This is a genomic window from Leeia aquatica, assembly GCF_012641365.1.
GTDB classification, from domain to species: domain Bacteria; phylum Pseudomonadota; class Gammaproteobacteria; order Burkholderiales; family Leeiaceae; genus Leeia; species Leeia aquatica.
The window spans coordinates 335,249-347,320 of record NZ_JABAIM010000002.1 but is presented as its reverse complement, the minus strand read 5'-3'; the positions used below and the strand labels follow the sequence as shown (position 1 = coordinate 347,320).

General features: G+C 59.2%; 11 protein-coding genes. 5 read left to right on the top strand and 6 right to left on the bottom strand.

Features of this window, described 5'->3' with window-relative positions; translation table 11 throughout:
* Window positions 1-375: 375 nt before the first annotated feature.
* The 5 genes from HF682_RS10650 to HF682_RS10630 all read left to right on the top strand — a co-directional run bounded on the left by HF682_RS10650 (window position 376) and on the right by HF682_RS10630 (window position 7,962).
* A complete protein-coding gene (locus HF682_RS10650) occupies window positions 376-2,154 on the top strand; it encodes an ABC transporter substrate-binding protein (protein ID WP_168877273.1) in 1,779 nt (592 codons plus the stop codon).
* Window positions 2,155-2,348: 194 nt separating this feature from the next.
* On the top strand, window positions 2,349-4,124 hold the full coding sequence (locus HF682_RS10645) for an ABC transporter substrate-binding protein (protein ID WP_168877272.1): 1,776 nt from the start codon (window positions 2,349-2,351) through the stop codon (window positions 4,122-4,124).
* A gap of 75 nt (window positions 4,125-4,199) precedes the next feature.
* Complete coding sequence (locus HF682_RS10640; RefSeq protein WP_168877271.1) at window positions 4,200-5,138, top strand: ABC transporter permease; 939 nt, start codon at window positions 4,200-4,202, stop codon at window positions 5,136-5,138.
* Window positions 5,139-5,149: 11 nt separating this feature from the next.
* Window positions 5,150-6,226: an ABC transporter permease gene (locus tag HF682_RS10635; protein ID WP_168877270.1), complete on the top strand. Its 1,077-nt coding sequence runs from the start codon at window positions 5,150-5,152 to the stop codon at window positions 6,224-6,226.
* Window positions 6,227-6,234: 8 nt separating this feature from the next.
* On the top strand, window positions 6,235-7,962 hold the full coding sequence (locus tag HF682_RS10630) for an ABC transporter ATP-binding protein (protein WP_205882025.1): 1,728 nt from the start codon (window positions 6,235-6,237) through the stop codon (window positions 7,960-7,962).
* Between the two features lie 4 nt (window positions 7,963-7,966).
* Here HF682_RS10630 and HF682_RS10625 read toward each other — a convergent pair whose 3' ends face one another.
* The 6 genes from HF682_RS10625 to HF682_RS10600 form a co-directional block, all read right to left on the bottom strand.
* Entirely contained in the window at window positions 7,967-8,758 is a 792-nt protein-coding gene (locus tag HF682_RS10625) for a ferritin-like domain-containing protein (protein ID WP_168877268.1), read from the bottom strand.
* Window positions 8,759-8,893: 135 nt separating this feature from the next.
* A complete protein-coding gene (locus tag HF682_RS10620) occupies window positions 8,894-9,535 on the bottom strand; it encodes a DsbA family protein (RefSeq protein ID WP_168877267.1) in 642 nt (213 codons plus the stop codon).
* A gap of 58 nt (window positions 9,536-9,593) precedes the next feature.
* Window positions 9,594-10,655, bottom strand: coding sequence for an MBL fold metallo-hydrolase (locus tag HF682_RS10615; protein ID WP_205882024.1), 1,062 nt, complete (start codon window positions 10,653-10,655; stop codon window positions 9,594-9,596).
* Between the two features lie 8 nt (window positions 10,656-10,663).
* Entirely contained in the window at window positions 10,664-10,888 is a 225-nt protein-coding gene (locus HF682_RS10610; RefSeq protein WP_168877266.1) for a tautomerase family protein, read from the bottom strand.
* A 1-nt stretch (window position 10,889) separates the two neighbouring features.
* Window positions 10,890-11,273: a nuclear transport factor 2 family protein gene (locus HF682_RS10605; protein WP_168877265.1), complete on the bottom strand. Its 384-nt coding sequence runs from the start codon at window positions 11,271-11,273 to the stop codon at window positions 10,890-10,892.
* 13 nt (window positions 11,274-11,286) lie between these two features.
* On the bottom strand, window positions 11,287-12,027 hold the full coding sequence (locus tag HF682_RS10600; protein ID WP_168877264.1) for an SDR family NAD(P)-dependent oxidoreductase: 741 nt from the start codon (window positions 12,025-12,027) through the stop codon (window positions 11,287-11,289).
* Window positions 12,028-12,072: the final 45 nt, after the last annotated feature.

Below are 12,072 nucleotides of genomic sequence, written 5' to 3'. Positions count from 1 at the left end.
TGAGTTGACATCGCCAACGCGTAGGGTTGGCGGCGCTCATCAAAGCAGATTGTCCGCAGCGAAGCAAGGGGCTTACACCATCAAGCTGCTGCCCAGCAGCATGAAGCCAATCAGCAGGGTGGCGACAAACACGGCACGGTCGCCGGTGTGAGTGCTACGGTCAACATGGGGGCGGGCAGTCAACATGATGATGCTCCTGTCGGGTTAGTGATACTATAATAGAACAATCGTTCTATAACGTCAAGCATCCCATCAAACTGTGCTCTGAACAAAGGGCTAGGGGTACTCGCCTTTCCCCATGAAACGTGCATAATCCCTTCCCACGGTGGGTAACACACCGGATTGACAATTCGACCATAATCAGAGGACGCAAACATGAAGACAAAACACATTCTCCTGGGCTCATTGGTGGCCATGGCCTTGCAAGGGCTGCACGCTGCCGACATGAGCAAGGTATACCGCACCGTCGTCAACTATACCGAGAGCGGGTTTGACCCGGCCAAGGTGTCGGACGAGGCTTCAAGCCGGGTGCTGGAGAATGTGTTTGATACGCTGGTGACCTATGACTATCTGGCCCGTCCGTCCAAGCTGGTGCCGAATGTCACCGACGGCATGCCCACCATTTCTGCGGATGGCACGGTGTACACCTTCAAGATCAAGCCGGGTATTTTCTTCTCGGATGATCCGGCGTTTGGGGGCAAGAAGCGTGAGCTGACTGCGGCGGACTTTGCCTACTCGATCAAGCGCCACGTTGACCCGACCATCAATTCGCCCTGGGGCTTCCTGGTGCAGGATCATGTCAAAGGCCTGGCTGAGCTGGCCAAAGCCGCAGGCAAGGGCAAGCTGAATTACGATACGGCGGTTGAAGGCCTCAAGGTGGTCGACAAGTACACCCTGGAAATCACGCTGGACGAAACCAACCGCAATTTCCTCTACATCCTGGCCATGCCATGCTTTGGTGCTGTGGCACGTGAGGCGATCGAGACTTATAAGGACAACACCAATGCCCACCCGGTCGGTACCGGCCCCTTTGTGCTGAAGGAGTGGAAGCCGGGTAACAAGATGGTGCTGGAAGCCAGCCCCAGCTTCCGCAAGGTGGTGTTTGACAGCGTGGCTGGCAAGGACCCGGTGGACGCCGCCATCGTCAAGGCGCTGAAAGGCAAGACCCTGCCGCTCGTCGGCCGGATTGAATACTATGTGATGGAAGAAGAGCAGCCGCTGTGGCTGTCCTTTGCCAGCAAGCAGCTGGATCAGGCACTGGTGTCGCAAGCCGTGATGAGCAAGGTGCTGGTGATGGACCCGAAAAAACCAACCGAGGCCCATCTGGCCGATGAATGGGTCAAGCAGGGTGTCCAACTGCAACGGAATCCGCAGCTGGAAACCATTTTCTTCTATTTCAACATGGATGATCCGGTAGTCGGTGGCGCCAGCAAGGAGAATGTCGCCTTGCGCCGGGCCATTGCCATGTCCTTCCCGACCATGGAAACCATTGCCAGTATTCGCCGCGGTCAGGCCATGCCGGTGAACTACATCATTCCGCCAGGCGTAGCCGGTCATAACCCGAACTTCCGTGGTGCGCCCAAGTATGATGTTGCTGCGGCCAATGCCTTGCTGGATCGTTTCGGCTTCAAGGTAGGTGCCGATGGCTACCGTACCCGGCCGAATGGTCAGCCACTGGTGATTACCCAAGGCTCGGGGACCGCCGCCATTGACAAGCAATGGAACGAGTACTGGCAGAAGACCTTCGACGGCCTGAAACTCAAACTGAATTTCCAGTATGGCAAGTGGAACGAGCTGAACAAAGCCTCGCATGAAGGCAAGCTGCAGATGTGGGGCATGTCGTGGGCGGCAGATTACCCGGATGGTGACAACTTCATGCAGCTGCTGTACGGCAAGAACAGCGGCGATGCCAATTCCGCCAACTTCAAGAATGCGGAGTATGACCGCCTGTATGAAGCCAGCCGCAAGCTGGCCGATGGCCCGCAACGCAATGCCTTGTTCGACCAGATGAACAAGATCGTGGTCGCGCAGCAGCCCTGGATTTTCGGGGATGTGCGCATCCGTAGCCATGTGACCCACAGCTACGTCAAGGGTTACAAGACCCATCCAATCCTGGCGGCTGCCGCCTGGCGCTACGTCGATATCCAGAAGTGAATGTGACCGGGGTGCGCCCCGGTTGTCGCACAAGCCGTTTATGACGGCTTGATTGTTTGCCGATTGTATGCGGTATACAATCGGCATGCCGCGCTGGAAGAGGGGGAGCTCTTCCGGCAGAAGGCATGACGAGCGCAGGTCGTTCGGTTGCATGGCCTGTTGCTTGTAAAACAATCAAACACTCGAGGACAGACATGCGTAAATCAACCCTCTTCCTGGCCAGTATGGCCGCGATGGTCATGATGCAGACCGCCCAGGCTGCAGACATGAGCAAAGTGTTGCGGACTGCCGTTCGTTATCCGGAAACCGGGTTTGACCCGGCCAAGGTGGACGACCTGTATTCGCAGATGATTCTGGAAAATGTGCTGGATCCACTGGTCAGCTATGACTATCTGGCCAAACCCGCCAAGCTGATTCCGAATACGGTAGATGCGCTGCCGACCATCTCGGCCGATGGCAAGGTGTACACCTTCAAGATCAAGCCGGGTACCTATTTCTCGGATGATCCGGCCTTCGGCGGCAAGAAGCGTGAACTGGTGGCCGAAGACTATGTGTACTCGTTCAAGCGTTTCCTTGATCCGACCATCAATTCGCCTTACAGCTTCTTGCTGGATGGTCGCCTGGTTGGCATGGATGAGGTGGTGAAGGCCGCCGGCAAGGGGCCGCTGAACTACGATACGCCGGTAGAAGGAATCAAGGCGATCGACAAGTACACCCTGCGGCTGACTTTGAAAAACACCAACCACAACATGATGCAGATCCTGGCCATGCCAGTGTTTGGTGCGGTGGCGCGAGAGGTGATTGAGGCTTATAAGAGCAATACCAATGCGCATCCGGTCGGCACCGGGCCATATGTACTGAAGGAATGGAAGCCGGGCAACAAGATCGTGCTGGAGGCCAGCCCGAGCTACCGCAAGGTGGTATTCAATAGCCAGCCCGGCAAGGACGCGGTGGATGCTGAGATCGTCAAGGCGCTCAAGGGCAAGACACTGCCTATCGTAGGCCGGATCGAGATGTCGGTGATCGAAGAAGAGCAGCCGCTGTGGCTTTCCTTCGCCAACAAGCAGCTGGACTATGTGGGCGTGCAGCAGGCGGTGATGAGCGAAGTGCTGAACATCAATCCGCAGAACCCGACCGAAGCGACACTGAGCGACAAGTATGCCAAGCAGGGCATCCGCCTGCATCGCCTGAAGAAGATGGAAACCAACTACTACTTCTTCAATATGGATGATCCGCAAGTGGGGGGCAGCAGCAAGGAAAAGATAGCCTTGCGCCGCGCCATTGCCATGGGCTTCCCCAATCTGGAAACCATCGCCACCATCCGCCGAGGCCAAGCTGTTCCGGCCAACTATATCGTGCCAGAAGGCGTGGCAGGTCATAACCCGGATTTCCGTGCGGGCGTGAAATATGATCTGGCGGCTGCCAATGCCTTGCTGGACCGGTTTGGCTACAAGGTAGGTGCTGATGGTTTCCGCACGCAGCCCAATGGCCAGCCACTGGTCATCACCATGGGCAGTGGCACGGGTGCCATCGACAAGCAGTGGAATGAATACTGGCAGAAAGAGTTTGACGCACTGAAGATCAAGCTGGGTTATCAGCACGGCAAGTGGAATGAACTGCTGAAGGCATCGCGTGAAGGCAAGCTGCAGATGTGGGGCAGTTCCTGGTTTGCCGATTACCCGGATGGCGAAAACTTCATGCAGCTGCTCTACGGCAAGAATAGCGGGGACAGCAATGGGGCGCGCTTCAAGGACCCGGAGTATGACCGCCTGTTTGAGGCCAGCCTCAAGCTGCCGGATGGTCCGGAGCGCAACAAGCTGTACGACGAGATGAACAAGATCGTGGTCGCACAGCAGCCGTGGATCTTTACCGACACCCGCATCACCAACACCGTAACCCAGCCTAACGTCAAGGGCTTCAAGCCGCATGCGCTGCTGAATGCGCCCTGGCGTTACCTCGACGTACAGTAAACCTGCTGAACGTCAATGGGTTTAACCCCCGTCCACCCCAAGCGGGTGGACGGATTTTACGACGGGAAACGTTTCATGCTTGCATATGTATTGCGCCGTCTCTGGCAGATGGTGCCCACCCTGTTCGGGGTGATGCTGCTGGTGTTTATTCTGTTCAATGTGGTGGGTGGCGACCCCTCCTACATCCTGGCGGGAAAGGGGCTGAGTGATGAGCTGCTGGCCAGCATCCGTAGCCAGCTCGGGCTGGATAAATCCTTGCTGGAACAGTTCTGGTTATTCGTCAAGCAGGTGTTGACGCTGGATTTCGGCCACTCGTGGACAACACAGATGCCGATCAATGAGGTGCTGGCCAACCGGATTGGCCCGTCGGTCATGCTCAGTGGCAGCATGCTGGTGCTGGATACCCTGATCTCCATCGCGCTGGCTGCGCTGACCGCATACTGGCGGGGCGGGCTGACTGATCGGCTGGTTACCATCATTTGTACCAGTGCCATGTCGATCAGTGTGCTGGTCTACATTATCGTCGGCCAGTACTGGCTGGGCTACAAATTTCACTGGTTTCCCATTCAGGGCTGGGGCAACGGCTGGTGGGAGAACATGCTGGTCTACATCCCCCTGCCGATGCTGCTGGGGCTGATGGTCAGCCTCGCACCCAATGTTCGCTTCTATCGCAGTGGTTTTCTGGAAGAAATGGGGCAGGACTATGTGCGCACCGCACGCGCCAAGGGCTTGTCCGAACGGGTGGTGGTGATGAAGCATGTGATGCGTAATGCCCTGATCCCGATCGTGACCTCGATCATGATGTCCTTGCCCTATCTGATCATCGGCGCTTTGTTGCTGGAGACCTTCTTCAGCATCCCCGGCATGGGGCGCGAGGTGGTGGTGGCTGTCGACAAGAGTGATTTCCCCATGATCAAGGCAGTGACCATCTATGTGGCCATCGCCACCATGGTGTTCAACCTGCTGGCCGATATCGTCTACAAATGGATCGACCCCCGGGTCGAGTTGCGGTAAGGAGCCCGGAGATGACAAGTACAAGCACAATGGCAAGCACCGAGCAGCCTGCACTGCAAACCTCGCCCAGCCCCTGGCGCCTGAGCTGGCGGCGTTTCAAGCGCGACCGCGTGGGCATGGTATGTCTGTTTATCATCGGTGCCTATCTGCTGGTTGCTGCGCTCAGTGGCCTGCGACTGATTGGTGGGGACTGGCGGGAGGAGGTGGGCAAGCCCTACGCGCCGCCCACCTTGTTCAAGGATGCTGGGCCTCAGGCCAAGCTGTTGACTGCGGCAGACATTGCCGCCGCGCAAAAAGAAGCCAGCGGTACGGTAGGCCTGAGCGCAGCAGAGGACCCGCTGGCAGCGGACATGGCCTCACTGGAGAAGGATGCTGCCAAATACCGTAACACGGAGCCTGTGATCGTTCAGCAGGATACCTTGCCCTTCGGCGGCGATCTGCGCGGGCGTGATGTCGGTCGCAAGGTGCTGAGTGGTTCGACCGTATCACTGCTGGTGGGGGTGAGCGGTGCACTGCTGGCGGTGCTGATTGGTGCGGTGATGGGCGGGGTGTCGGGCTACTTTGGGGGCTGGCTCGACGACGTGCTCAACTGGTTCTACAACGTGTTTACCTCCATTCCGGACATGCTGCTGCTGTTGGCGTTTGCGGCGGTCAGCGGCCGTGGTATCAGTACCGTGATCATGGTGATGGCGCTCACCAGCTGGACTTCGCCATTCCGTCTGGCCCGTGCCGAATTCATGAAGCACAAGGGCCGCGAGTACGTACGGGCGGCAGATGCTCTGGGGGCCGGGCACCTGCGGCGCATGGTGCGGCACATCCTGCCGAACATGAGCCATGTGTTGCTGGTGCAGTTCTCCATCCTGACCGTGGGCCTGATCAAGTATGAAGCGGTACTGTCCTTCCTGGGCTTTGGCGTCGGGGTCAATCAGGTCAGCTGGGGTTCCATGCTGGCAGAAGCGCCTGCTGAGCTGATTCAGGGCTACTGGTGGCAGATTCTGACGGTGACGGTGGTGATGTCACTGTTTGTGACCGCCTTCAGCTTGCTGACCGACAGCATGCGCGATGCGCTGGACCCGAAGCAGAAATGAGGCCGACCATGAATTCCCCCTTGATTTCCATCCGCAATCTGAAGGTTCAGTTTCGGGGCGAGGCCGGGCAGCTGACTACTGCGCTGAAAGGCATCAACCTCGACATCCACCCCGGCAAGGTACTGGCGTTGGTGGGTGAATCTGGCTCCGGCAAGTCGGTCACTTCGATGGCCATCATGCGCTTGCTGCCACCCGATCAGACCCTGATCGCGGAAGACAGCCAGATCCTGTTTGAAGACCAGGACTTGCTGAAAGCCTCCCGCCCCATCCTGCAGCAGCTGCGTGGCAGTGACATTGCCATGATCTTTCAGGAGCCGATGAGCTCGCTCAACCCGGTGTTTACCGTCGGTGAGCAAATCATGGAAGCGGTGATGCTGCATGCGAAGCTCGGCCGGAGGGCGGCTCGTGCCCGGGCGCTGGAACTGCTGCAGGAAGTCGGCATTCCCGAGCCGGAGCTGAAGCTGCGTTGTTACCCGCATGAGCTGTCGGGTGGCCAACAGCAACGGGTGATGATCGCCATGGCGATTGGCTGCGAGCCCCGGTTGCTGATTGCCGATGAGCCGACTACCGCGCTGGACGTGACGGTACAGAAGCAGATTCTGCAACTGTTGGCCGAGCTGCAGCGCAAGCACAATATGGCGGTGCTGTTCATTACCCACGATCTGGGCCTGGTTGGTGAGTTTGCCGACGAAGTGGCCGTGATGCGGCACGGCGAGATTCGCGAGCGTGGCAGCGTGCAGCAGATTTTTGAGCACCCGGCCGACCCCTACACCAAGGCGCTGCTGCAGTGTCGTCCATCCCTCACTTCGCGGCCACAACGGCTGGCAGTGGTGGAGGACTTCCTCGGGGATCATCCGTATGTGGAACCACCGCAGGTGAGCCGTGGCTATCAGGCGGATGACACCATCCTGCTGGAAGCGCAAGGGTTGAGCAAAACCTTCTATCTGCGTGAAGGCTTGTTTGGCAAACGGGCATGCCACGCGGTCAGCAATGTCTCCTTCAAGCTGGCCAAGGGTCGCACGCTGGGCATCGTAGGTGAATCGGGCTCTGGCAAGACCACGGTGGGGTTGATGCTGATGCGTCTGCACCAGGCTACGGCGGGCAAGGTGCTGCTGGGCGGTGAGGACATTCTGGCGCTGTCGCCCAAGGTTTTCCATGCCTACAAGCGCCGCATCCAGATTATCTTCCAGAATCCGTACGCTTCGCTCAACCCGCGCTTCAACGTGGCGCAGATTCTGGTGGAACCGATGCAGCTGCACGGTATTGGCCGCAACGACAATGAGCGCATGCAGCTGGCGGGTGATTTGCTGGTGAGGGTAGGGCTGCCGCGTGCAGCACTGGGCCGCTACCCGCACGAGTTCTCCGGTGGACAGCGGCAGCGTATCGCCATTGCCCGTTGCCTGACCATGAAGCCGGAGATCCTGATTTGCGATGAGTCGGTCTCGGCACTGGATGTATCCGTACAGGCCCAGGTGCTGAATCTGCTGCAGGAATTGCAAGAGGAGTACGGGCTGTCCTATCTGTTCATCTCGCATGACCTCTCGGTGGTCAAACACATCTCGGATCAGGTGATGGTGATGCAGAAAGGCGTGCTGGTGGAGCAGGCGGATTCGGACGTGATTTACGCCCGCCCCGAGCACCCCTACACCCGCCAGCTGCTGTCAGCCATTCCGCAAGGGTGGACGGCGTTGCGCCAGCCGGTAGAAGCCGGGCTGGGGCAAGCCATCCCGGCCTGATCGTTCAGGGCTGCTGCAAGGCAGCCAGCTCGGCCTCATCGAAGCCCGCCGCCCGGCGGGCTTCGAGGTTGAACGGCGCGCGCTGTCGGGGGGCCTGATAACGCTGGGCCAGCTCGGCATAGGCCGCCACCGGGTCCAGCCCTCGCTGCTGGCAGAGGGCCTTGTACCAGTGATTGCCAATCGCCACGTGACCAATTTCATCGCGCAGAATGATGTCCAGAATGGCCGCTGCAGCCTGATCGCCCGCCTGCAGCAACTTGTCGCGGATGGCCGGGGAGACATCCAGTCCGCGTGCCTCCAGCGTGCGGGGCACCAGCGCCAGCCGCGCCAGCAGGTCATCTTGCGTCTTCTCTGCCATTTCCCACAAGCCATTGTGGGCCGGGTAATCGCCATAATGCGCACCCAGTGTGTGCAGATGACCTTCCAGGAGCTGGAAGTGCTGCGCCTCTTCCTGGGCGACCCGCAACCAGTCCCGGTAGAACGCTTCCGGCATGCCGGCAAAACGCCACACAATGTCCAGCGCCAGATTGATGGCATTGAACTCGATGTGCGCCAGCGCATGAATCAAAGCCGCCCGACCTTCGACGGTCGTCATGGAGCGGGTCTTGACTTGCGCAGGCGGCACCAGCCGCGGATGCTCGGGCCTCCCCGGCAAGGGGAGGGTGGGGCTCAGGATTTCCGCCGGGTCGACCGGCATGGACAGCGACCAGCCCAGTACCCACCGGGCTTTCTCATCTGGTGCGCACAGTTGTAAGGCATGCAGGGCCTGCTGGCGTAGTGAAGACGAAACAGTCATGCTGCCATGGCCTGGCTGGTATGAACAGGCCTACAGGCCGGTGTGCTGCTACAGGTAAGTACCATCATAGGCGTGCATTGTATCACCCGTTTGAACCAGGGCATGACCCGGCGCTGCAGGGCCATGTCCCGACGGCTATACCATTTCGGTACGCAAGGCTTGCAGGATGTCTTCGGCCTTGGTGTAGCCGGGCGCCAGCGAGCGGAGGTCGTCGCCTTGCTGCAGCAACAACTGGGGGAAGCTGTTGATGCCCCATTGTCGAGCCTGGATGAAGTCCTGCTGGGTCAGTGTCAGCGCCTGCTGCGACCGCATGCAGTCGGCGATGGTGTCCGGGGGCAGGGCTTTTCCTGCATCGCTGAACACACTTGCCAGTACCTGAACCAATACCTCCACTTGCGTGGTGTCCCGGCCGTCCGCGTAGAAGGCGGTCTGCAGGGCCCGGAAAACGGTCAGTTGAGAGACCTCTGGCGCCAGCAAGCGGGCTACCACCACCGCACGGCATACCGGTTCGGTGTCATACACCAGACCTTGATGTGCTGTGAAGGCTTCGCGGTTGAACGGGAGGCCAGACAGGGCTTCCACCCGCGCCCAGTGGGCAAGTCGAAAGCGCTTTCCAGCGTCGTCCAGTACTTCTGTGGAGCCTGCCCGCACGCCCCCGACCACGATCCGCAGCGGCAGATCCGGCAACGCGGCTTGCACCTTGGACAACTCGTTGCCAAAGCCATAGCACCAGGAGCACATGGGGTCACCCACATAAATCAGTTGTGTCGTGCTCATTATCGAGTTTCCTTTCTGCAGCCCCGCACCGGATGGGTACGGGGCCGGTTGGGTTGAATCAATCCAGGCGCAAACTCTGCTCCATGGTGTAGCACTGATCCCAGATGTACACATCAAAGGCCGCCAGACGCTTGCCCCACTTCGGCGTGAGGGTGTTGACACATTGCAGCGCGACCCGGTCGATGTAATTGTCAAACACGGCCCAGGGGTTGCTGCCATCGGCCGGATTCAGGCCTACGCCCAGTGCGGTACTACCCAAGGCTTGGCCAGCGGCTGCCTTGAGGTCTTCGATGAATTCCCGTTGCAGGGTGACATCCGCCTTGGTACCTGTGCGAGCGACATGGCCGGAGACCAGCACGTCAAAGTCCAAGGACTCAATCAGCTTGACTTGGGCGAAGTAGCCCGGCACGTCTTGCGCCAGGGCCAGCCGCCGCCAGGGCATCCAGCCGGGGAACACGACATCCACCACCATCAGGGTGCGCTGTTCAGGGGCATGGATGAAAATATTGCCGGGCTCGTGGGCATTGCCGTGATACGACAATTCCAGCCGCTGTCCCCCCACTTTCAGCGTGTAGCGATCCTTGAAGGTGATGTTCGGCAAGGGGCGCTTGGGGTCAGCCGCTTGCTGCAGCAAGCGGAGCGTCTCTTCATGCGCAACGATCGTGGCCTTGCCTGCCAAAGCCTGGGCTGCCCCGATATGGTCAATGTGGGCATGGCTGTAGACCAGGTGGGTGACAGGTTTCCGGGTGACTTCGGCAATGGCTTTGGGGATATGGGCGGCCAGTGACGGTGGGGCATCCACCAGGATGACACCTTGTTCATGCACCATGAACATGGCCTGGTAGATGTTGTCCGTCACCATGTACAGGCCTTTGCCCAAATCCTGTATGCGGTAGCCCTTGGCCGGGTCCACGGCTGGGCCCTTGGCCGATTCCGGAATGTCCATGTATTTGCCAATGCGCGAGCCAATGGGCGCAATATCCGGCATATGAGGGTAAGGTTCGCCAGCGCAGCCGGGGGCAGTACAGTGTTCATCGGCCTGGGCCACTGTGCCAGACAGCAACAGGACTGCCACCATGAAGCCGCGGCGGAAACGAGTCGCGATAGAAAGGGTTGTCATGTTGTCTCTCACTTTTGCGGTGGGGTGTTCAGCTGTTGCGCCAGACGTAGCTGAGTCACGCTCTGGCCTGCCACACCCCAGTTGTCGGTATCCACCTCGTCGATGACCACGAAGGTGGTTTGCGGATCTTTGTTCAGGACCTGTACCACCAGATCGGTGGCACCCTGAATCAGTTGTTGCTTTTGCTCGAGACTGACACCCTCGCGGGTGACCTGGATCAGGATGTAGGGCATTTCAGGACTCCGTTTCGGCTGGAAGGGCAACATGGGTGAAGGTCTTGCTGGCAATTTGCCAGTGGCCGTTCTGTTGCGTCAGGCTCAGGAAATCGATATAGCGGAAACCCAGCATCGGGCAGCTCACACGAGCCATGGCGACCGGGCCTTGTACATCGATGGCCAGCACGGCCATGGCAAAGGGCTCGCCCAGGCTTTGTGGTGACTGACGCTTGCCAACGGCGTCCAGGTATTCGTCCAGCTTGCGCAGGTATGGCGTACCTTTGACCTCGCCGAACAGCATGGCCTGGGGGTGGAATACCTCGCGCAGTCGTGAGACGTCGCCGGTAAACAAGCCCTCAAAGTAGGTCTGCAGCAGATGCAGGATGGCGTGATGGGATGTCATGTCTCGCTCCCCCTTACCACTTGCCGGCACTCATGCCACCGTCCACCGGCAGCACGACACCCGTTACGAAGCGGGCATCCGCCAGATACAGCACGGCTGCCACAATGTCGTCCACATGCCCAATGTGGCCCGCCGGTTGCATGGTCTTGAGGAATTCATGCGTCTCGGGGGTATGTAACGGGGTGTCAATGATGCCGGGGGCGACCGCATTGACCTGCACATTGTGTGCGGCCAGCTCAATCGCCAGCGCTTTGGTGGCATGGTTCAAGCCACCTTTGATCAGCAACGGCACACTGGCCGGCACATTGACATTGGGTTGCATGGCCAGACTGGCGGTGATGTTGATGATGCTGCCGCGCTTGCGCTCGCTCATGTGTTTGGCGGCCTGCTGCGCAGGGTAGACAAAACCACGCAAATTGGTATTGATCAGGGCATCAATTTCATCACTGCTGTACTGCGTGATCGGCTTGGGGTTAAAAATCCCGGCGTTGTTGACCAGCACATCCACCGCACCAAACCGGGCTGTGGCTTGTGCGAACAGTTGCTGCGCGGTTTCCGGCAGCGCAATGTCACCAGCCACCCCCAGAAAGTTGTCTGGTGACCCCAGCGCGAGCCAGGCCTGCTGTAGCCGTTCTGTGGTCCGGGCATTGCCCACGACATTGCTGCCGCGCGCCAGAAAGGCACGGGCCAGGGCCAGCCCCATGCCGCTGGAAGCCCCTGTGATGATGACGGTGTGTTGTGATGCAGTACTCATGATTGCTCTCCTGTTGAGATTGCACTGATTTGCAAAGCGCAGGGG

Bases quoted from the DNA above. Each gene is read 5' to 3' on its own strand.
- HF682_RS10650 (WP_168877273.1), top strand. From the start codon at position 376: ATGAAGACAAAACACATTCTCCTGGGCTCATTGGTGGCCATGGCCTTG.
- HF682_RS10645 (WP_168877272.1), top strand. From the start codon at position 2,349: ATGCGTAAATCAACCCTCTTCCTGGCCAGTATGGCCGCGATGGTCATG.
- HF682_RS10640 (WP_168877271.1), top strand. From the start codon at position 4,200: ATGCTTGCATATGTATTGCGCCGTCTCTGGCAGATGGTGCCCACCCTG.
- HF682_RS10635 (WP_168877270.1), top strand. From the start codon at position 5,150: ATGACAAGTACAAGCACAATGGCAAGCACCGAGCAGCCTGCACTGCAA.
- HF682_RS10630 (WP_205882025.1), top strand. From the start codon at position 6,235: ATGAATTCCCCCTTGATTTCCATCCGCAATCTGAAGGTTCAGTTTCGG.
- HF682_RS10625 (WP_168877268.1), bottom strand. From the start codon at position 8,758: ATGACTGTTTCGTCTTCACTACGCCAGCAGGCCCTGCATGCCTTACAA.
- HF682_RS10620 (WP_168877267.1), bottom strand. From the start codon at position 9,535: ATGAGCACGACACAACTGATTTATGTGGGTGACCCCATGTGCTCCTGG.
- HF682_RS10615 (WP_205882024.1), bottom strand. From the start codon at position 10,655: ATGACAACCCTTTCTATCGCGACTCGTTTCCGCCGCGGCTTCATGGTG.
- HF682_RS10610 (WP_168877266.1), bottom strand. From the start codon at position 10,888: ATGCCCTACATCCTGATCCAGGTCACCCGCGAGGGTGTCAGTCTCGAG.
- HF682_RS10605 (WP_168877265.1), bottom strand. From the start codon at position 11,273: ATGACATCCCATCACGCCATCCTGCATCTGCTGCAGACCTACTTTGAG.
- HF682_RS10600 (WP_168877264.1), bottom strand. From the start codon at position 12,027: ATGAGTACTGCATCACAACACACCGTCATCATCACAGGGGCTTCCAGC.